Below are 19,356 nucleotides of genomic sequence, written 5' to 3'. Positions count from 1 at the left end.
TGTTAATAGGTGCCGTTTGAAGCGGCTATTTCACCGCAAAGCCGCCGGCGGCGCAAAGGCCGACGCGGCGGCGATTCCCGGCGGGCGCCGGGGAAGGGTTCAGAAGGGCAGTTCGATGTCCGCCTCGACAGCCTGCATCAGGCTGCGGAAGCGCCCCTGGATGCGGGCCAGGGCCGCCTCGTCGTCAGCCTCGAAGCGCAGCACCAGGCTGGGCGTGGTGTTGGAGGCGCGCACCAGCCCCCAGCCGTCGCTGAAGTCGGCGCGCAGGCCGTCGATGCGGCTGATCTCGGCATCCTCGAACTGCGCCTGCTCGAGGAGCCGCTCCATGAAGCGCTGCGGCTCACCCTCCTGCAGCATCACCTGCAGCTCCGGGGTATTGACGCTGTCCGGCAGCGCGCCGAACATGGCACTGGAATCGCGGTGGTCGTTGGAGAGTATCTCCAGCAGCCGCGCCGCCGCATAGAGGCCGTCATCGAAGCCGAACCAGCGTTCCTGGAAGAAGACGTGGCCGCTCATCTCGCCAGCCAGCAGCGCCCCGGTCTCCTTCATCCGCGCCTTGATCAGGGAGTGGCCGGTCTTCCACATTTCCGGGCTGCCGCCGAAGTCGCGCACGATCTTCGCCACATGCCGCGAGCACTTGACGTCATAGATGATGTCGGCACCCGGGTTGCGGCTGAGGATGTCCATGGCGAACAGCATCAGCAGCCGGTCCGGCCAGATGATCTCGCCACCGGAGGCGACCACGCCGAGCCGGTCACCATCGCCATCGAAGGCCAGGCCGAGGTCGGCGCCCTGTTCGCGCACCGCCTCGATCAGGGGGGTCAGGTTCTCCACCTTGCTCGGGTCCGGGTGATGATTGGGGAAGTGGCCGTCGACCTCGCAGAACAGCGGGATCACCTGGCAGCCCAGCGCCTCCAGCAGCCGCGGGGCCACCACCCCGGCGACACCGTTGCCACAATCGACCACCACCTTCAGTGGCCGCGCCACCTGCACGTCGGTGCGGATGCGCTCGATATAGTCGCCGAGCACATCGACCTGTTCCAGCTCACCGCTGCCACTGGCCAGCTCGCCACGCTCGATGCGCCGGTGCAGCGCCTGGATGCCGTCGCCGGACAGGGTCTCGCCGGCGATCACGATCTTCAGGCCGTTGTACTGTGGCGGGTTGTGGCTGCCGGTCAGCATCACCCCGGAACGGGTGTCGAGATACTGGGCGGCGAAATAGAGCACCGGCGTGGGCACCATGCCGATATCCTTCACGTTCTGGCCACCATCACGCAGGCCGCGGATCAGCGCCTCGGACAACTCGGGGCCGGAGAGCCGACCGTCGCGCGCCACCACCACCGAACTCTCGCCGCGCGCAGCGGCCTCGCTGGCGATGGCCCGGCCAAGCTGATAGACGACCTCGGTATTCAGGGTCTCGCCGACCACCCCGCGGATATCGTAGGCACGGAAGATGGACGGATCGATGGCCGGCGCAGTGGTCGTGGTCGCAGCCGGAGCCGGCGACGCGGCACCACCGGCCAGGCTGTCGTCGAGCACGGTGAAATCCGGCGCTGCGCTGACCGAGGGGACGGCCGCCTGCTCCTGCGCCATGGCCTGCACCAGGCGCTCGACCCGGGCACCGCTGCCGAAGGCGCCGGTACCGGACTCGAACAGCTTGTGCAGGGCCACCACCGAGCCGGCACACTCCTTGAGCTGCATCGCATAGCTGTCCTGCAGCCGGCCGTTGCGGGCATCGCGCACCGCGCCCAGCAGGGTGGTCTGATCCTGCTGCAGCAGCCGCCGGAAACGCTGCGCCACCAGCAGCACCAGCAGCACGAACAGGAGCATGGCGCCACCGGCCACCGTCAGCAGCCCGCTGAAGGTGGCGCTGGCCCCCACCGGTCCGGCCCAGTAGGCGATCTTCCACCGGGTGCCCGCGATCGGCACCTCGACCACCGGCGGCCCCTGGCGCAGGGCCCGGTCACCGCGGGTCGCCAGGGTCACCGACTTGCCCTGGGCCACCTGCCAGATCTCGCCATAACCGCGCGGCATGCGCGGGGCGTCCATCATCTCCTGCAGCATCGGCACCACCAGGCTGACCATCAGGTCACCGACGATGCGCCGCCCGCTGGCATCGAGGATCCGCCGCACCATGTTGATGTGCTGCTGGGGGGTGCCGAACATGTGCACCTCGGCCGGCGGCGGCGTCTCCCGGGTCTCGGCCTGGCGGAGCATGTCCAGGGCGGCATAACTGAGCGGCGGCGAGGCCTTCAGGTCCACGTCCTTGAGGCCGGGCGGCAGGATGCGCAACCGCACCGCGCGGGGGAACAGGTAGCCGAGCTCCGCCTCCTTGGCGCGCTTCCCGGCCTCGCTGCCCTCGCTGGCGAGCCGCACGATCTCGGGATCCCGCACCAGCAGATCCATCTTTTCCCCGTATTCGCCGATGGCGGCGGCGATACGGTCGGCCAGATTCTCGGCGGTGAGCTGGATCTCGTGGCGACGGCTCTCCGCCGCCACCTCGCGGGCCTGCTGGAAGAAGAAGAAACTGCTGGCGGCGATGATCGCACTGCCGGCCAGGGCGACCAGCAGCGCAAAGTGCATCAGGCTGGCACGGGCCGGCGCCTCGACACCGTCGGGCAGCTCGGAATCCGGCGCGCTTTGTTCGGGAGACACCTTGCGGCGCGAGGAGATAAACGTCGGCAGTCTGATACCCATCGATGGCCCTTGAATCTACGCGTCCCTTTGTCCTGCTGTCTGCATGCCACACGCCACGCCGGAAACCTGGCGCGAAATGGACCTCGCGCCTTTAGGATGCAAATCGCAGACCACTCAAGCCCGCCCGGTGTGTCCGAAGCCTCCGGCACCGCGCTGCGAGGCAGTGAACTCGCTGACCTGCTCGAAGGCGGCACGCACCACGGGCACGAACACCATCTGCGCGATGCGCTCCCCCGGTGCGATGCTGAAGCTCTCCTTGCCCCGGTTCCAGCAGGAGACGAACACCTGCCCCTGGTAGTCGGAATCGATCAGGCCCACCAGGTTGCCGAGCACGATGCCGTGCTTGTGCCCCAGCCCGGAGCGCGGCAGCAGCACCGCTGCCAGACCGGTGTCCTCCATGTGGATGGCAATGCCGGTGGGGATCAGTTCGGTCTGCCCCGGCGCCAGGGTCAGTTCGCCGTCCAGGCAGGCGCGCAGATCCATGCCCGCCGCGCCCTCGGTGGCGTAGTCGGGCAGCGGAAATTCGCGGCCGATGCGGTCGTCGAGAATCTTAAGCTGTACCTTGCGCATGGTCGTCCCCTGTTGCGGCCGGCTCGCGCCGCGCCCGCCAGGCCGCGGCGATGGATTCGATCAGCTGCCGCGCCAGCCGGGTCTTGGGGGCGCGTGGCAGCCGTTCGCTGCCGCCCTCGCGGATCAGCAGCAGTTCGTTGTCCTCGGTGTCGAAGCCGAGCCCGGGACCGACCCGGTTGGCGGCGATCATGTCCACCCCCTTCGCCATCCGCTTGGCCCGCGCATGACGCTCCAGGTCGTCGGTCTCGGCGGCGAAACCGACCGTGAACGGCGGCCGTGGCAAACGCGCGACATCGGCCAGAATATCCGGGTTGCGCACCAGGTCGAGCGTCAGCCGGGGGGCCGACTTCTTGATCTTCTGCGCCGCCGCTGCCTGCGGCCGGTAGTCGGCCACGGCCGCCGCGGCGATGAAGATGTCGCAGTCACCGGCCCGCGCCATGACCGCGGCATGCATCTCGGCAGCGGTCTCGACCACAACGCGCTCCACCCCCGGCGGACAGGCCAGGGCCACCGGGCCGGAAACCAGGGTCACCCGGGCGCCAGCCAGGGCGGCCGCCTCGGCCACGGCATAGCCCATCCGGCCCGAGCTGCGGTTGCCGAGATAGCGCACCGGATCGAGCGGTTCGCGGGTCGGCCCGGCGGTGACCAGCACCCGGCAGCCGTCCAGCGAGCCGCGCCGGAAACGGCCCTCCAGCGCCGCCAGCAGCTCCGCCGGCTCCAGCATCCGGCCCGCCCCCGCCTCGCCGCAGGCCAGCTCGCCCTCCGCCGGACCGAGCAGGGCTACGCCGCGAGACTCGAGCAACGCGACATTGGCCCGCGTGGCTGGGTGGTCCCACATGGCGACATTCATGGCCGGCGCCAGCAGCAGGGGGGCCCGGCTGGCCAGACAAAGCGTGGTCAGCAGATCGTCGGCCCGCCCCTGGGCCAGGCGAGCCAGCAGGTCCGCCGTGGCCGGCGCCACCAGCAGCACATCGGCCCAGCGCGCCAGGCTGATGTGATCCATGCCGCCAGCCTCCGCCGCCTCGTCGAACAGCGCCTCGCGCACCGGCCGGCCGGACAGGGCCTGCAGGGTCAGGGGGGTGATGAAACGGGTCGCGCCACGGGTCATCACCACCTGCACCTCGGCCCCGGCGGCACGCAGCAGGCGCACCAGCTCGGCGGCCTTGTAGGCGGCGATGCCGCCGCTGACCCCGAGCAGGACACGCTTGTTTGCCAGACTGGACATGCGGCGCAGTTTATCAGATTGTTGGCACTGTCCACATGAAGCGGCTCACGGGGAGGCACGGATGCCGATCACCGACTGGCCGGCCGGCGAACGGCCGCGCGAAAAGCTGCTGGCGCGGGGGCCGGCAGCACTGTCCGACAGCGAACTGCTGGCCATCTTCCTGCGCACCGGCGTCGCGGGCAAGAGCGCCGTCGACCTGGCCCGCGAGCTGCTCGCCAGCCACGGCGGCCTGCGCCCCCTGCTGGAACTCGACCAGCGCGCCTTCTGCACCCGCCGCGGCCTGGGTCCCGCCAAGTACGCCCAGCTGCAGGCCGCGCTGGAGATCGCCCGCCGCCATCTGGGCGAACAGCTGGCGCGCGGCGACGCCCTGACCAGTCCCGACGCCAGCCGCCGCTACCTCAGCGCCCGTCTGCGTCACTACCCGCACGAGGTGTTCGCCTGCCTGTTCCTCGACAACCGCCACCGGGTGATCCACTACGAGGAACTGTTCCGCGGCACCCTGGATTCCGCCAGCGTGCATCCCCGGGAGGTGGTCAAGGCCGCCCTGGCGCACAATGCCGCGGCGCTCATCCTGGCCCACAACCATCCCTCCGGGATCGCCGAACCCAGCCAGGCAGATCAATCACTTACCACCAGGTTGCGCGACGCCCTGGCGCTGGTCGGGGTGCGGGTACTGGACCATCTGGTGATCGGTGACGGCGAAGCCGTGTCCTTTGCCGAGCGCGGTCTGCTGTAGGGGAGCGGGTCTTGTCTGGCACCGGGCCTTCTGCCATAATGCGCGGCTCTTTATTCCGGGCACCGCCCCGAACACGGATTTTAAGGATTTCGAACGATGTCTAGAGTCTGCCAGGTCACTGGGAAGCGTCCGGTCACGGGCAACAACGTTTCCCACGCAAACAACAAGACGCGCCGGCGCTTCCTGCCGAACCTGCACACCCACCGCTTCTGGGTGGAGAGCGAGCAGCGCTTCGTCAAGCTGCGCGTCTCCGGCAAGGGCATGCGCATCATCGACAAGAAGGGCATCGACGCGGTTCTGTCGGAGATCCGCGCCCGCGGCGAGAAGGTCTAAGGAGACGCATCATGGCCAAGAGTGCACGTGACAAGATCAAGCTCGTCTCCAGCGCCGGGACGGGACACTTCTATACCACCACCAAGAACAAGCGCAACACTCCGGACAAGATGGAGCGCAAGAAGTACGACCCGGTGGTGCGCAAGCATGTGATCTACAAGGAAGCCAAGATCAAGTAGGCGCCCCTGGAGAATCCCGAAAAACCCGGCCTGGCCGGGTTTTTTATTGCCTATGACAGGCGCCCATCCCCGGCCCTTTTCCGGCACCGGCCCGCGATCTGCTACTATTCGGGGAAGGCACGGACAACAAAAACAACGAACATCAAAGACCAGGAAGGTCCACGGAAACGCCGGCATGCAGGATATCTTCATCGGGCGCCAGCCCATCTTCGACCGCGATCTGCGGGTCTACGCCTACGAGCTGCTGTTTCGCAACAGCGACACCAACGCCGCGGGATTCACCGACGGCGACCAGGCCACCTCCCGGGTCATCAGCAACAGCTTCATCGAGATCGGCCTGGACAAGATCGTCGGCCGCCACCGCGCCTTCCTCAACCTGACCCGCGGCTTTCTGATCAACGACTGGCCGCTGCCCTTCCCCAAGGACAAGGTGGTGCTGGAGATCCTCGAGGACATCGAGCCGGACGAGGAGGTGATTCGCGCCGTCGGCAGCCTGCGCGCCCAGGGCTTCAGCCTGGCGCTGGACGACTTCATCTACCATGCCTCGCTGAAACCGCTGATCGAGCACGCCGAGATCATCAAGATCGACATCAAGCCGCTCTCCGAACAGGCGCTGATCGAGCACGTCCGTGAGCTGCGCAACTACCCGGTCAGGCTGCTGGCCGAGAAGATCGAGACCCAGGACGAGTTCCGCTTCTGCCGCGAGCTGGGCTTCGAGTACTTCCAGGGCTATTTCCTGTCCCGACCCAAGGTGATCTCTGCCCGCGAAATCCCGCCCAACGGCCTGGCCACGGTGCAGCTGCTGGGCCGGCTGCAGGACCCCCAGGCCAGCGCCGAGGAACTGGAACGGCTGATCAGCCAGGATGTGGGGCTCAGCTACAAGCTGCTGCGCTACATCAATTCCGCCTTCTTCTCCCTGCCCAAGGCCGTGGAGTCGATCCGCCAGGCCGTGGTCTATCTCGGCAACCGCGCGATCAAGACCTGGGCCACGCTGCTGGTGTTCAGCGGCATCGAGGACAAGCCGCACGAACTCATGACCACCGCCATGCTGCGCGCCAAGATGTGTGAACTGCTGGCCGAGGCCAGCGGCGAGGCGCGCAGCGACGCCTTCTTCACCGTCGGCCTGTTCTCCGCCCTGGAGCCCCTGCTCGAGGCCCCCCTGCCCAAGGTGCTGGACTCCTTGCCCCTGAGCGACGAGATCCGCAACGCCCTGCTGGCCTTCGAAGGCCCCTACGGCGAGGCGCTGCGCTGCACCCTGGCCTACGAGACCGCCGAATGGGAACGGGTGCACTTCAACGACCTCTCCGGCTCGCAGATCACCGAGATCTACATGCAGGCTGCCCAGTGGGCCGACGAGGCGACCCAGATGCTGGCGAACTGAGCCCCAAAGCCATCGCCCACCAGCCCCCTCAAGAAGGGCATTCGAACGCCAATCCTAGCCCGGATATCGCACCAAGGCAGGCTCCGTGGGCCGGGGTGGCAGGATGGCGCGGTACCCCTTGCGCCTCGATCGCGGCCTGGAGACCGCTCCTACGACAACACATTGTGCCGTGACCTGTAGGAGCGGCCTCCAGGCCGCGATCGGGGGATCCACGGCGTGCAATGGCCGGCGTATCGAACAGGCACAAAGCCGGGTTAATACCAGCCTGCATGCCGATCATGCGGGCCGCCTTGGTGCAATATCCGGGCTGATCAACGGCACGGTTCGCTGCCTCAGCGGGACAGCAACAGGTTACCCACCGCGTCCACCTCGGCCCTCCAGCCCGGCGCCAGCAGGGTGGTGGACACCGACTCGGTGATCAGCGCGGGGCCTTCGAGCCGCTCGCCGGGCGCCAGGGTCGCACGCGGCCAGACCGGCACCTCACCGCCGATGCCGTGGAGGCTGGCCCGCACCGGGCGCGCCATCTCGACGGCGGGCGCCCCCAGCCGCAGCCCCGGGCGGGGACCGCGCAGGCCGACCCGCAGGTTGACCAGCTCCACCGGCGCCTCCAGCCGGTGACCATAGCGGACGGCGTGCGCGGCATGGAAGGCCTCGGCGAGGCGGGCCGGGTCGGCCTGCCATGGGAGATTGAGGGTATAGGACTGGCCGACATAGCGCAGGTCGAGACTGCGCTCGACCTGCAGCGCCTCGGGGGCCAGCCCCTCGGCCGCCAGGGCGGAGCTGCCCTGCTCGATCAGCGCCGCGAACTGCGCCTGCAGATGCCGCGGATCACAGTCGGCCAGTGGCCTGGCCAGGGTACGTGACAGCTGCCGGCCACGCGGCGCCGCCAGCATGCCCAGCGCCGAAAGCACCCCGCCGTGTACCGGCACCAGGGCCCGGCGCACGCCCAGCGCCTCGGCCAGGGCACAGACGTGCAGGCCGCCGGCACCGCCGAAGCTGGTCAGCACGAAGTCGGCCGGATCCAGGCCGCGCTCCACCGAGATCACCCGCAGCGCCCGCACCATGTGCTCGTTGGCGATGCGCAGCACGCCCTCGGCAGCGGCCTCCACGGACAGGCCCAGCGGGCTGGCGATCCGTTGCAGCGCCCGCCGCGCCGCCTCCACATCGAGCCGCATGCTGCCGCCGAGAAAGGCCTCGGGCCGCAGGCGGCCGAGCACCAGGTTGGCATCGGTAACGGTCGGCTCGACCCCGCCCCGTCCGTAGCAGGCGGGTCCGGGATCGGCCCCGGCCGATTCGGGCCCCACCTGCAGCAGCCCGCCGGCATCGACCCGGGCGATGGAGCCGCCGCCGGCACCGATGGTGTGCATGTCGACCATGGGCACCGCCACCGGCCAGCGGCCGATACGACCCTCACTGGTCAGGGCCGGCTCGCCGTCGATCAGCGCCACGTCGGTGGAGGTGCCGCCCATGTCGAAGGTCAGCAGCCGCGGACAGCCGGCCTCGGCGCCGACGAAGCGGGCGCCGGACAGCCCGCCGGCCGGCCCGGAGAGCAGCAGCCGCACCGCCTGGCGGCCGGCGGCGGCGGCATCCAGAGTCTCGCCCGAGCTCTGCATCACCGCCACCGGTGCCGGTGCCAGGCCGGTCTGCAGGCGCTGCAGATACCCCTGCACCAGCGGTCCGACGTAGGCGTTGAGGAAGGTCGCCATGCCACGCTCGTATTCGCGGTACTCGGGCAGCACGGCCGAGGAACGGGACACGAACAGCCCCTCGGGCAGCGCCGCCTCGATGCGCCGCTCGGCGCTGTCGTCGAGGAAGGAAAACAGCAGATTGATGGCCACCGCCTGCGGCTGCAGCGCCCGCACCCGCGCCACCAGGTCCTGCAACTCGGCCTCGTCCAGGGGCTCCAGCATCCGGCCGTCGGCACCGAGCCGGCCGCTGCATTCCAGGCAGAGCTCGGGCGGCAGCGGCGGCTCGGGCGGCACCGGCTGCAGGGCATAGAGCGCGGGCCGCGCCTGACGACCGATGGCCAGCAGATCGGCGAGCCCCCGGTTGCCGATGTACAGGGTGCGCACCCCCTTGCCTTCCAGCACGGCATTGGTGGCGACCGTGGAGCCGTGCACCAGCCGCAGCGACTGCGGCTCCAGCCCCAGTTCATGGATGCCCTGGAGGATGGCCCGCTCCGGCGCATCCGGCGTGGACAAGACCTTGTGCACCCGCAGCGACCGGCCATCGAAAAGCACGAAGTCGGTGAAGGTGCCGCCGGTATCGACGCCCAGCAACAGGCAACCGTCCATCAGGCCGCGGCGCTCCGTTCAGTCATCCGCCACCACCACGCAATTGCGACCGGCCCGCTTGGCCGCATACAGCGCCTGGTCGGCCCGGCTGACCAGGCTCTCGACGCTCTCCCCGCGATGCGCCTCGGCCACCCCCTGACTGAGGGTGACGGCATAGGAGGCGCCGTAGGCGTGGATCGGATGTTCCGCCATGCGGCGCCGGACACGCTCGGCGACCTGGGCCGCCGTCTGCCGGTCGGTGCGATAGAGGATGGCCAGGAACTCCTCTCCGCCGTAGCGGCCCACCACGTCGAAGTCGCGCAGCGCCGATTTGATGCGGCGCGCGGCATCGCGCAGCACCCGGTCACCGGTCTGGTGACCGTTCTCGTCGTTGATGCGCTTGAAGTGATCGAGATCGGCCATGATCACGCACAGCGGATCACCGCTGCGCGCCGCCTCCCGCAGCGCCTCCCCCAGCAGGGCAAGGGTCTGCGTGCGGCTGTACAGGCCGGTCAGCCGGTCGGTATCGACCTGTTCACGCAGCAGGCGGCGTTCGCTGCGCAGATTCTGCACCGAGGCTTCCAGCTCACGCACCTGGGCCTGGTGGTAGATCTCGGAGGCCAGCGACACGTCGAGGGCCGAGAGCTTGAGCATCAGGCTGCACAGCGCACGCCGCTCGGCCTCCTCCGCACTGTCCGCCTCTATGACCTCATGCATCAGCCGCTGCAGCACGCCAAAGGCGGCGATATAGATGCTCAGCGGAATCTGCACCCAGGCGTGGACCATGCCCACCCGCAGGCGCTCCTCGAAATAGCCAAGCCCCATGAAATCCACACCGAAACTGCTCAGGTACTCGGCATGGGTGCGCTTCAGCACCTCGATATCGAAGCCGTTGAGCAGCGGCGCCGTCTCCGGGTGGGCGGTCATGTGGTCATAGAAGCGCTCGACGATTTCCCCGGCACGGTGGCAGAGAATCTCGTGCAAGCGCGGCACCCTGTCGAGGTCCTCCTCGCCCAGCCCGATGAGCATCAGCCGGGTGCGGCGCCAATCGGCATCGAAGCCATAGGTCTCGCAGTAGTGTGTGGGAGAAGACATCGTGAACCGGGTCTGGTCCCGCCCCGCAATTTGATTAGAATATCGGCCGGACATCCTGACCGTGATTCGACATTACCGGACTTTGCAGACATCATACAAGAGCCATGGACCGGGAGATCCTCATTCGCGCCCAGCAGTTATACCGCTACTACGGGCCCAACTGCGCGGTGCGCGACCTCAGCTTTGAACTGGCCAAGGGCGATGTGCTGGGTTTTCTCGGCCCCAACGGCGCCGGCAAGTCCAGCACCATGCAGATGCTGACCGGAAACCTGGCCCCCAGCGCCGGGCGCATCGAGGTCCATGGCATCGATCTGCTGGACCGGCCCAAGGCCGCCAAGCGGGAGCTGGGCTACCTGCCCGAGCAACCGCCGCTGTACCGTGAACTGACGGTCGACGAATACCTCACCTATTGTGCCCGGCTGCACCGCGTGCCGCGTCGCGCCATCCGCCGGGCGGTCGACAGCGCGCGCGAGCGCTGCGGCCTGGAGGCGGTCGGCCGGCGGCTGATCGGCAACCTGTCCAAGGGCTATCAGCAGCGGGTCGGCATCGCCCAGGCGATCCTCCACACGCCGGCGGTGGTGATCCTCGACGAGCCGACCGTGGGCCTGGACCCGATCCAGATCCGCGAGATCCGCGCCCTGATCCGCGAACTCGGCCGCGAGCACGGCATCATCCTCTCCACCCACATACTGCCGGAGGTGGAGAGCACCTGTAACCGGGTACAGATCATCCACCGCGGCCGGCTGGTGTTCAGCGACAGCATGCACGGGCTGCAGCAGCAACTGCATGGCGGGCAGCTGCTCGTCGCCCTGCGCACCCCGCCGCCAGCCGGAACCCTGGCCGCCCTGCCGGGCGTGGACGATGTGGAGGCACTCACGGACGGCCGCTTCCGGATCGCCTATAACGGGGAGAGTCCTGCCGAGGCCATCGCCGAACACGCGGTGGCCGGCGGCTGGGGCCTGCAGGCGCTGATCCCGGAGCGCCGCACCCTGGAGCAGATCTTCATCGAACTGACCGCCCGCGACCCGGGCGCGGAAGACGAGGCCGCCTGATGATCCTCCACATCGCCGCCCGCGAACTGCGCTCCCTGTTCCTGTCACCGCTGGCCTGGTCGATCCTGGCGGTTGTGCAGTTCATCCTCGCCTACCTGTTCCTGGCCCAGCTCGACACCTACATGCAACTGGCGCCGCGCCTGGCGGCGCTGGAAGACGCCCCCGGCGTGACCGACGTGGTCATCGCACCGCTACTCGGCAACACCGCGGTGGTGCTGCTGCTGGTGGCGCCGCTGATCACCATGCGCGTGCTCAGCGAGGAACGCCGCAGCCGGACCCTCGGACTGCTGCTCTCGGCACCGGTATCGATGACCGAGATCGTCCTCGGCAAGTACCTCGGCCTGCTCGGCTTCTTCTTCCTGCTGCTGGCACTGGTGGCAGCCATGTCGCTGTCACTGCTGGCCGGTACCAGCCTCGACCTGGGCAAGCTGTTCAGCGGCCTGCTCGGCCTGGCCCTGCTGCTCGGCGCCTTCGCCGCCGCCGGCCTGTTCATGTCCAGCCTCACCGACCAGCCGACCATCGCCGCCATCAGCAGCTTCGGCCTGCTGCTGCTGCTGTGGATCATCGACTGGGCCGGCAACAGCGGCACAGAGGTCAGTGGGGTCTTCGCCTACCTGTCCCTGCTGCGCCACTACGAATCGCTGCTCAAGGGACTGTTCGACAGCACCGATGTCCTCTATTACCTGCTGTTCATCCTTGCCTTCCTGGTCCTCAGCGTGCAGCGGCTCGATGCCCAGCGCCTGCCCCACTGAGCGAAGATGGACGTCAACCGCAAGAGCACCCGCAGACTCCGCCTCCAGCGCTACCTGGCGACGCTGCTGTTCCTTGGCGCCATCGGCCTGCTCGGCTGGCTGAGCACCCAGTACGTCTACCAGGCCGACTGGACGGCCGGCAGCCGCAACAGCCTGGGCGATTCCAGCCGCCGCCTGCTGCAGGAACTGGATGCACCGGTGATCATCACCGCCTTCGCCCGCAACAACGAGACCCTGCGCAAGCAGATCCGCGACCTCATCGGTCGCTACCAGCGTGTCAAGTCCGACATCCGCCTGAACTTCGTCAACCCCGACGCCGAACCGGAACGGGTTCGCGAGCTGGGGGTGACCCTCGACGGCGAGCTGCGCATCGCCTACCAGGGGCGCAGCGAACGGGTGCAGGAGCTGACCGAACAGGCCATCACCAACGCCTTGCTGCGGGTGGCGCGCCAGGGCGAACGCTGGGTGGCCTTCCTCGCCGGTCACGGCGAGCGCGACCCGCATGGCCAGGCCAACCACGACCTCGGCCAGTTCGGTGCCGAGCTGGAGCGGCGCGGACTGAAGCTCCAGCAGCTCAACCTGGCACGCGATCGCGACATCCCGGACAACGTCGGGGTACTGGTGGTCGCCAGTCCCCAGGTGGCCCTGTTGCCCGGGGAGGTGAAGCGCATCCGCAACTTTCTCGACCGGGGCGGCAACCTGCTCTGGCTGACCGATCCCGGCGAGGACGCCGGCCTGGAACCGCTCGCCGAGTACTTCGGCCTCGAGTTCCTGCCGGGGGTGATCGTGGACGCCAACACCCAGCTGTTCGGCATCCAGAACCCGGAGTTCGTGCTGATCCCGGACTATCCGCCCCACCCCATCACCCGCGATCTGCCGAGCATCACCCTGTTCCCCGGCGTGCAGGCCATGCTCTGGGAGGCCAGCAACGCGTGGCAGGGCGAGCCCCTGCTCAGCACCCTGGACCGCGCCTGGACCGAGACCGGCCCGCTGCAGGGCGAGATCCGCTTCGATGCCGACAGCGACGAGCGCCGCGGCCCGCTGGATATCGGCTATGCCCTGCAGCGCACCCTGGAGGAGGCGGACGACACCGATGGCGAAGCCGCCGGCCGCGAACAGCGGGTGGTGGTGATCGGCGACGGCGACTTCCTGTCCAACAGCTACCTCGGCAACGGCGGCAACCTGGATCTGGGGCTGAACATCGTCCACTGGCTGGGGCATGACGACGACTTCATCGCCGTCCGGCCGCGCCCGGCACCGGACCTGGTGCTGACCCTCAGCCCCACCGCCCAGGCGGTGATCGGCTTCGGCTTCCTGTTCGCGATCCCCGGCCTGCTGCTCGGCGCCGGCCTGTTCATCTGGCTGCGGCGCAGGAAACGCTGACACCATGGGCAGTCGCGGCTGGCTCAATCTGCTCCTCGGCCTCGGCGTGCTGGGGCTCGCGTTGCTGGCCTGGCAGCGCCCCGGGCTGGAACCGCCGGCAGCGGAACACCTGACCCGGCTCGACGCCGGCCAGGTACGGCAGATCCTCATCGAGCACGACGAGGTCCGGCTGCGGTTCGAGAAGCAGGCGCAGGGGTGGGTGCTGCTGGGGCCGCCGGACATCCCGGCCGACCCGCTGCAGATCGGCAGCCTGCTCGGCCTGCTCTCGGTGGTCCCGGAGCGCAGCTATCCGGCCAACGCCGTGCAGCTCGACCAGGCCGGGCTCGACCCGCCGAAGTCCCGGCTCCATTTCGACGGGCTGGAGATCGCCTTCGGCGCTACCGAACCGCTCGGCCGGCTGCGTTATGTGCGCATCGGCGAGCGAGTCGCCCTGGTCGAGGACCGCTACGGCCCCATGGTCTCCGGGCGGCGGGCCCAGTTCGCCTCCCGCCGCCTGCTGCCGGAAGGCAGCCGCATCCGCCGCCTGCAGCTCCCCGACCGCAGCCTGCGCCGCGGCGAGGACAGCCACTGGCAGGTGGAGCCGGAACCGACCGGGCTGTCCGCCGATGCCGTGGCCCGGCTGATCGACCGCTGGCAGCAGGCACGGGCGATCTGGGTCAGCGCCAGCAAGGAAGCGGCGGACGGCAAGGCGATCGAGATCGAACTGGAAGGGATGGCCGAGCCGCTACGTTTCCAGCTCGTCACCCAGGACGGACGACAGTTGCTGCTCCGACCCGAGCTGGGCCTGGCCTACCACCTCGGCCCCGCCGTCCTGCAGTCCCTGCTGCAGCTGCAGGCGGAGGGCGCTCAGTCGAGCGGCGACAGTTCCACCGGCACCTCGTCCGATGTCTCGAACTGACCCTTGAGATCGTACAGGGCCGCCTGCAGCCCCTCCTCCAGGGTCGGGTGATAGAAGGGCTGCTTGAGCATGTCGAACACCGTCAACCCCTGACCGATGGCCAGGGCCAGCAGATGACCCAGGTTCTCGGCGCGCGGGCCGCACAGGGCCGCACCCCGCAGCCGGCCGTCGCGGCGGTCGGCATAGACCCGCAGCAACCCCTTGTTCTTGCCCATGATCAGGGCCCGCCCAAGCGGTCCCAGGCGCACCTCGCCGATGGCGATGGCCTGCAGATCCAGTTCATCCAGGGCGGCGCCGACCATTACCAGGTTGGGATCGCTGAAGGTGATCGCCAGCGGTGTCTTGCGGGCGAAGGAACGCGGCCGCTCATGCACCGCGTTGAAGCCGGCGATGCGCCCCTCGTCACCGGCCTCGTGCAGCAGCGGCCGTTCGCCGGTGACGTCACCGGCGAGGTACACCGGCAGCGACCCGACCTGCATGCTGTGCCGGTCGTGAAGGGGCACGCCCCGGGCATCCCGCTCCACCCCCAGCACTTCCAGGCCCAGCCCCTCGACATTGGGCATCCGGCCCATGCAGGCCAGCACCCGCTCGACCACCACCGACTGCTCGCCGGCGGTGACCCGCAGCCGGCCGTCGGCCTCGGCCTCGATCTCGGCGGCGGCACCCAGGTGCAGCGGGAACTCCTTGCCGATGATCTCCACGGCGACCCGGCTGACCGCGGGGTCCTCCATGCCGCCGATGCGCTCACCCATCTCGAAGCCGGCCACCTCGACGCCGAGCCGCGCCAGGGCCTGACCCAGTTCCAGGCCGATCACGCCGAGACCGATCACCGCCAGCGAGGCCGGCAGATCCTCCAGCTCGAAGAGTTCGTCCGTGGTCAGCACCCGATCACCGAAGGCACGCCAGGCCTCGGGCACGCTGGGCCGCGAACCGGTGGCGACGATGATCGACTTCGCCTTCAGGGTCTGGCCGTCGACCTCCAGGGTATCGGGCGCGACAAAGCGCGCCTGGCCGGCGATGAAGCGGGATTCGTCCATCTGGTCGATGCTGTTCGCCAGCACCTTCTCGACGAACAGGTCGCGCAGGTCCTGCACATGCTCCAGGGCGGCGGGCAAATCGACCGACAGGCCGTCGCCGCCCTCGATACCCTCGCGGCGAAACAGCTGACGCCGCTGGAAGTCCTCGGCAACCTGGATCAGGGCCTTGGAGGGCATGCAGCCGACCCGGGCACAGGTGGTCCCCAGCTCGCCGCCGTCGATCAGCACCCAGTTGTCGGTAGCGCGGCGGACCTGGGAAAGGGCATACAGGCCGGCACTGCCGGCCCCGATGATGGCAACGTCGACGTCTCTGCTCATGGGATGGGTTCCTGTGTTCAAGACCTGATCGGGAAGGCGCCATTGTAACAGCGCCGCCCGGCTGTACTCATCCGCCGCCGACCACCACAATAGCCCCTCTTTTTCAGGAAGGAGGGCCCATGCCCGAACTGCCCGAAGTCGAAACCACCCGTCGCGGACTGGCCCCGCATCTGGCGGGACGACGGGTGCGCAGCGTGACAGTCCGCCAGCGGCGCCTGCGCTGGCCGGTGCCCCGTGCCCTGGAGCGCGAACTGCCGGGCCAGCGCCTCGGGGAACTGCGCCGCCGCGGCAAGTACCTGCTGCTGGAGAGCACGGCGGGAACGGTCATCCTCCATCTGGGGATGTCCGGTTCGCTGCGGCTGCTGCCCTGCGATGCCCCGCCCGGCCCCCACGATCACCTGGACATCGCCCTGGACGACGGTCGCTGCCTGCGCTTCACCGACCCGCGCCGCTTCGGCACCGTGCTCTGGACACGGCGGCCGCCGGAACGCCACCGGCTGCTGGCTGGCCTCGGCCCCGAACCCCTGGGCCCGGATTTCGACGGCGACTATCTCTACCGGCGCTCGCGCGGCCGGCGACTGGCGGTGAAACCCTTCATCATGGACAGCAAGGTGGTGGTCGGGGTCGGCAACATCTACGCCAACGAGGCACTGTTCCTGGCCGGCATCCATCCGGCGCGGCCGGCCGGACGCATCGGGCAACAACGCTACCGGCGTCTGGCAGACGCCATCCGCGAAGTGCTGACCGCGGCCATCGCCGCCGGCGGCACCACCCTGCGCGACTTCGTCGACGGCGACGGCCGGCCCGGCTATTTCCAGCAGACCTTGCGGGTCTATGGCCGCGGCGGCCGGCCCTGCCCCCGCTGCGGCACGCCGATCCGCGAGACCCGACTCGCCCAGCGTTCCACCTTCTACTGTCCCCGCTGTCAGCGCTGAACCGCGGCGCGGGCCCTGCCCGGATATTGCATCCGGCCCCGGATGATGGCCTGGCCGGACCCGCCGGGGATCGCGGCCTGGAGACCGCTCCTACGGAGCATGGCGGCACAATGTGTTGTCGTAGGAGCGGTCTCCAGGCCGCGATCGGGGAATCCACGGCGGGCAATGCCCGGGGCCAATCGAACAGACAAAAGCCGGGTTACGCGTTCCCGATCCGTTTACCAGCCTGCACGCCGATCATGCGGACCGGCTTGGTGCAATATCCGGGCTAGCAGCCTGTCGGACTTAGGCGATCGTAGCGAGCAGGGTGGGAGAACGAGAACGAATCTTCACGATTTCGAGGCGCATAGTGGGCACTACGCAACGAGAAATCGTGAAGATTCGGGCCGCTCTCCCACCCGCGCAGTAGATCAGTCCTGAGTCCGACAGGCTGCTAGCCGCGCCGCCCCCACCCCGCGCGGATCGCTGGCGGCCAGCACCCGCCCGTTCCGCCGATCCCAGAGCACGGCCTGCATGTTGCCGTAGGGGGCGTCCAGCGGCCGCAGGCGGTGGCCCATGGCCTCCAGCCGCCGCTGCAGCGCCGGCGCCAGGGCGCCGGGCTCGAACTGGATGGCATCCGGCAGATACTGGTGATGGAAGCGCGGCCGCGCCACCCAGGCGGCCGGCTCGCGGCCGGCGGCGAACTCCAGGGTGGCGAGCAGCACCATGCTGATGATCCGGCTGCCGCCGGGGGTGCCGAGGATGGCCAGCCGCTCCCCGTCGTCGAGGAAGGTCGGGGTCATGCTGGAGAGCATGCGCTTGCCGGGGGCGATGGCATTGGCCTCGGCGCCGACCAGGCCATAGACGTTGGGCACCCCCGGCTTGATCGAGAAGTCGTCCATCTCGTCGTTCAGCAGCACCCCGGTGCCCGGCACCAGAAAGCCGGAGCCGAAAGGGTAGTTGATGGACAGGGTGGCGGCGACCCGGTTGCCCTCGGTGTCGAGGATGGAGAAGTGCGTGGTGTGCGGCCCCTCGCGTGGCGGCGCCACCGGCGCCAGCAGGCTGCTCGGCAGGGCCCGGTCGAGACGGATGGCGGCGCGCAGGCCGGCCGCATAGAAGGGATGGGTAAGGCGCTCGAGCGGCATGTCGACGAAATCGGGGTCGCCCAGGTACTGGGCGCGGTCGCGGTAGGCGCGGCGCATGGCCTCCACCAGCAGATGGACGCGGCCCGCCTCGTCCAATGCAGCCAGGTCGTAGCCGGCGAGGATGTTGAGCAGGGTGATCAGGGCGACCCCGCCCGAGGACGGCGGTGCAGCGCTGGTGACGCGGATGCCCCGGTACTCCCCACGCAGCGGCTCGCGCTCCACCACCCGGTATTCGGCCAGGTCGCGCAGGGTCCAGATACCGCCGGCGGCGCGCACCCCCTCGACCAGGCGCCGCGCCAGCGCGCCGCCATAGAACCCCTCGTGCCCCCGGCTGGCCAGCGCCTCCAGGGTGCGGGCCAGATCCGGCTGACGGATGATGTGCCCTTCCGGCGGCACCTCGCCAGCGATCAGGAACCGGGCCGCGGCGGCAGGGAAGCGGCGCAGCACGTCGCGCCGGAAGCCGGCCAGGCGCCGGTAGTGACCATCCACGGCAAAGCCCTCACGGGCCAGGCGGATCGCCGGCGCCAGGTCACGCGCCAGGCCCAGGCGGCCATAGCGGGCGGCGATGTGGGCCAGGGCGGCCGGCTCGCCGGGGATGCCGGCGGCCAGCGGACCGTCCATCGACAGCCCGGGCACCGGCCGTCCCTCGGCATCGAGGAACATGTTGCGCCGGGCCGCCAGCGGCGCCCGCTCGCGGCCGTCGACCATGACCTCGAAGCCGTCCCGCGCCCGGTGCAGCAGCCAGAAACCACCCCCGCCCAGCCCCGAGCTGTAGGGCTCGACCACCGCCAGCGCGGCACTGACCGCCACCGCCGCATCGAAGGCGTTGCCGCCGGCGGCGAGGATCTCCAGGCCGGCCCGGGTGGCCAGTGGATGGGCACTGGCAACGGCGGCCCGGGGTGGCGAGGCGGCGGCGAGGGGAAGGCTGGCAAGCAACAGCCAGCCTGCGAGAACGGCGGTGAAAAGGCGTGGCTGACGCATGACGGAACGCCTCGTGGTGGAGGAAAACAGCGGCAGCATAAAGCAAAAGGGCCCCTCACGGGGCCCTGTCGGCCGGAGAGGCCGACTCAGGCGGATTCGCTGGTGATGCGCTCGTACTTGGCGCGCAGCTCCTCCTCGGTCTCGGTGCGGTCCGGGTCGATGATGATGCAGTCGACCGGACAGACCTCGACACACTGCGAGGTTTCGTAGTGTCCGACGCACTCGGTGCACAGGTCAGGATCGATCTCGTAGATCTCGTCACCCTGGTAGATGGCGCCGTTCGGGCACTCGGGCTCGCAGACGTCGCAGTTGATGCATTCATCAGTGATGATCAAGGCCATGGGGTTCTCCCGTCAGGGTGGCCGGCAGGCCGGCCGTCAAACATTA

Annotated in this window: 17 protein-coding genes; 9 read left to right on the top strand and 8 right to left on the bottom strand. The window is 69.2% G+C overall.

Translation table 11 applies throughout. The features are described from left to right. Positions 1-99: 99 nt before the first annotated feature. The 3 genes from QVG61_RS01375 to coaBC form a co-directional block, all read right to left on the bottom strand. On the bottom strand, positions 100-2,697 hold the full coding sequence (locus tag QVG61_RS01375) for a phosphomannomutase/phosphoglucomutase (RefSeq protein ID WP_289931526.1): 2,598 nt from the start codon (positions 2,695-2,697) through the stop codon (positions 100-102). A gap of 114 nt (positions 2,698-2,811) precedes the next feature. Further along, a complete protein-coding gene (gene dut, locus QVG61_RS01370) occupies positions 2,812-3,267 on the bottom strand; it encodes a dUTP diphosphatase (protein ID WP_289931525.1) in 456 nt (151 codons plus the stop codon). Next, positions 3,248-4,492 carry a bifunctional phosphopantothenoylcysteine decarboxylase/phosphopantothenate--cysteine ligase CoaBC gene (coaBC, locus tag QVG61_RS01365; RefSeq protein WP_289931524.1) on the bottom strand — a complete coding sequence of 415 codons (1,245 nt, stop codon included), beginning with the start codon at positions 4,490-4,492 and terminating at the stop codon, positions 3,248-3,250. Before coaBC ends, dut begins: the two co-directional genes overlap by 20 nt. A gap of 61 nt (positions 4,493-4,553) precedes the next feature. Between coaBC and radC the strand changes: the two genes are divergently transcribed. The 4 genes from radC to QVG61_RS01345 all read left to right on the top strand — a co-directional run bounded on the left by radC (position 4,554) and on the right by QVG61_RS01345 (position 7,121). Then, positions 4,554-5,228 (top strand): DNA repair protein RadC, encoded by a 675-nt coding sequence (gene radC / locus QVG61_RS01360; protein ID WP_289931523.1) that lies wholly within the window; start codon positions 4,554-4,556, stop codon positions 5,226-5,228. 96 nt (positions 5,229-5,324) lie between these two features. Then, positions 5,325-5,561 carry a 50S ribosomal protein L28 gene (gene rpmB / locus QVG61_RS01355; protein WP_289931522.1) on the top strand — a complete coding sequence of 79 codons (237 nt, stop codon included), beginning with the start codon at positions 5,325-5,327 and terminating at the stop codon, positions 5,559-5,561. Between the two features lie 11 nt (positions 5,562-5,572). Next, on the top strand, positions 5,573-5,740 hold the full coding sequence (gene rpmG / locus QVG61_RS01350; RefSeq protein ID WP_289931521.1) for a 50S ribosomal protein L33: 168 nt from the start codon (positions 5,573-5,575) through the stop codon (positions 5,738-5,740). A gap of 175 nt (positions 5,741-5,915) precedes the next feature. Next, positions 5,916-7,121, top strand: a complete 1,206-nt coding sequence (locus QVG61_RS01345) for an HDOD domain-containing protein (protein ID WP_289931520.1) — start codon at positions 5,916-5,918, stop codon at positions 7,119-7,121. Between the two features lie 332 nt (positions 7,122-7,453). On the opposite strand, the gene QVG61_RS01340 is transcribed toward QVG61_RS01345, so the two are convergent. Next, positions 7,454-9,415 carry a hydantoinase/oxoprolinase family protein gene (locus QVG61_RS01340; RefSeq protein ID WP_289931519.1) on the bottom strand — a complete coding sequence of 654 codons (1,962 nt, stop codon included), beginning with the start codon at positions 9,413-9,415 and terminating at the stop codon, positions 7,454-7,456. 18 nt (positions 9,416-9,433) lie between these two features. After that, on the bottom strand, positions 9,434-10,489 hold the full coding sequence (locus tag QVG61_RS01335) for a diguanylate cyclase (RefSeq protein ID WP_289931518.1): 1,056 nt from the start codon (positions 10,487-10,489) through the stop codon (positions 9,434-9,436). A 104-nt stretch (positions 10,490-10,593) separates the two neighbouring features. Between QVG61_RS01335 and QVG61_RS01330 the strand changes: the two genes are divergently transcribed. Genes QVG61_RS01330 through QVG61_RS01315 form a run of 4 tightly spaced genes read left to right on the top strand, consistent with a single transcriptional unit; the run spans position 10,594 to position 14,574 of the window. After that, positions 10,594-11,541, top strand: coding sequence for an ATP-binding cassette domain-containing protein (locus QVG61_RS01330; RefSeq protein ID WP_289931517.1), 948 nt, complete (start codon positions 10,594-10,596; stop codon positions 11,539-11,541). Continuing rightward, entirely contained in the window at positions 11,541-12,293 is a 753-nt protein-coding gene (locus tag QVG61_RS01325; RefSeq protein WP_289931516.1) for an ABC transporter permease subunit, read from the top strand. Before QVG61_RS01330 ends, QVG61_RS01325 begins: the two co-directional genes overlap by 1 nt. 6 nt (positions 12,294-12,299) lie before the next feature. Then, entirely contained in the window at positions 12,300-13,676 is a 1,377-nt protein-coding gene (locus tag QVG61_RS01320) for a DUF4350 domain-containing protein (RefSeq protein WP_289931515.1), read from the top strand. 4 nt (positions 13,677-13,680) lie between these two features. Beyond that, complete coding sequence (locus QVG61_RS01315) at positions 13,681-14,574, top strand: DUF4340 domain-containing protein (RefSeq protein ID WP_289931514.1); 894 nt, start codon at positions 13,681-13,683, stop codon at positions 14,572-14,574. On the opposite strand, the gene QVG61_RS01310 is transcribed toward QVG61_RS01315, so the two are convergent. After that, on the bottom strand, positions 14,523-15,929 hold the full coding sequence (locus QVG61_RS01310; protein WP_289931513.1) for a dihydrolipoyl dehydrogenase: 1,407 nt from the start codon (positions 15,927-15,929) through the stop codon (positions 14,523-14,525). The genes QVG61_RS01315 and QVG61_RS01310 overlap by 52 nt on opposite strands. Positions 15,930-16,048: 119 nt before the next feature. Between QVG61_RS01310 and mutM the strand changes: the two genes are divergently transcribed. Beyond that, positions 16,049-16,864, top strand: coding sequence for a bifunctional DNA-formamidopyrimidine glycosylase/DNA-(apurinic or apyrimidinic site) lyase (mutM, locus tag QVG61_RS01305; protein WP_289931511.1), 816 nt, complete (start codon positions 16,049-16,051; stop codon positions 16,862-16,864). A gap of 410 nt (positions 16,865-17,274) precedes the next feature. On the opposite strand, the gene ggt is transcribed toward mutM, so the two are convergent. After that, complete coding sequence (gene ggt / locus QVG61_RS01300) at positions 17,275-18,969, bottom strand: gamma-glutamyltransferase (RefSeq protein WP_289931510.1); 1,695 nt, start codon at positions 18,967-18,969, stop codon at positions 17,275-17,277. A gap of 86 nt (positions 18,970-19,055) precedes the next feature. Continuing rightward, positions 19,056-19,310, bottom strand: a complete 255-nt coding sequence (locus QVG61_RS01295) for a YfhL family 4Fe-4S dicluster ferredoxin (protein WP_289931509.1) — start codon at positions 19,308-19,310, stop codon at positions 19,056-19,058. Positions 19,311-19,356 lie beyond the last annotated feature (46 nt).

This window comes from Thiohalobacter sp. IOR34 (assembly GCF_030406045.1).
In the GTDB taxonomy this organism is placed as follows: Bacteria; Pseudomonadota; Gammaproteobacteria; order Thiohalobacterales; family Thiohalobacteraceae.
The sequence above is the reverse complement of the archived record's forward strand: the minus strand, read 5'-3'. Positions and strand labels throughout refer to the sequence as shown.

Coding starts and splice junctions, on each gene's coding strand:
- QVG61_RS01375 (WP_289931526.1), bottom strand. CDS start 2,697: ATGGGTATCAGACTGCCGACGTTTATCTCCTCGCGCCGCAAGGTGTCT.
- dut (WP_289931525.1), bottom strand. CDS start 3,267: ATGCGCAAGGTACAGCTTAAGATTCTCGACGACCGCATCGGCCGCGAA.
- coaBC (WP_289931524.1), bottom strand. CDS start 4,492: ATGTCCAGTCTGGCAAACAAGCGTGTCCTGCTCGGGGTCAGCGGCGGC.
- radC (WP_289931523.1), top strand. CDS start 4,554: ATGCCGATCACCGACTGGCCGGCCGGCGAACGGCCGCGCGAAAAGCTG.
- rpmB (WP_289931522.1), top strand. CDS start 5,325: ATGTCTAGAGTCTGCCAGGTCACTGGGAAGCGTCCGGTCACGGGCAAC.
- rpmG (WP_289931521.1), top strand. CDS start 5,573: ATGGCCAAGAGTGCACGTGACAAGATCAAGCTCGTCTCCAGCGCCGGG.
- QVG61_RS01345 (WP_289931520.1), top strand. CDS start 5,916: ATGCAGGATATCTTCATCGGGCGCCAGCCCATCTTCGACCGCGATCTG.
- QVG61_RS01340 (WP_289931519.1), bottom strand. CDS start 9,415: ATGGACGGTTGCCTGTTGCTGGGCGTCGATACCGGCGGCACCTTCACC.
- QVG61_RS01335 (WP_289931518.1), bottom strand. CDS start 10,489: ATGTCTTCTCCCACACACTACTGCGAGACCTATGGCTTCGATGCCGAT.
- QVG61_RS01330 (WP_289931517.1), top strand. CDS start 10,594: ATGGACCGGGAGATCCTCATTCGCGCCCAGCAGTTATACCGCTACTAC.
- QVG61_RS01325 (WP_289931516.1), top strand. CDS start 11,541: ATGATCCTCCACATCGCCGCCCGCGAACTGCGCTCCCTGTTCCTGTCA.
- QVG61_RS01320 (WP_289931515.1), top strand. CDS start 12,300: ATGGACGTCAACCGCAAGAGCACCCGCAGACTCCGCCTCCAGCGCTAC.
- QVG61_RS01315 (WP_289931514.1), top strand. CDS start 13,681: ATGGGCAGTCGCGGCTGGCTCAATCTGCTCCTCGGCCTCGGCGTGCTG.
- QVG61_RS01310 (WP_289931513.1), bottom strand. CDS start 15,929: ATGAGCAGAGACGTCGACGTTGCCATCATCGGGGCCGGCAGTGCCGGC.
- mutM (WP_289931511.1), top strand. CDS start 16,049: ATGCCCGAACTGCCCGAAGTCGAAACCACCCGTCGCGGACTGGCCCCG.
- ggt (WP_289931510.1), bottom strand. CDS start 18,969: ATGCGTCAGCCACGCCTTTTCACCGCCGTTCTCGCAGGCTGGCTGTTG.
- QVG61_RS01295 (WP_289931509.1), bottom strand. CDS start 19,310: ATGGCCTTGATCATCACTGATGAATGCATCAACTGCGACGTCTGCGAG.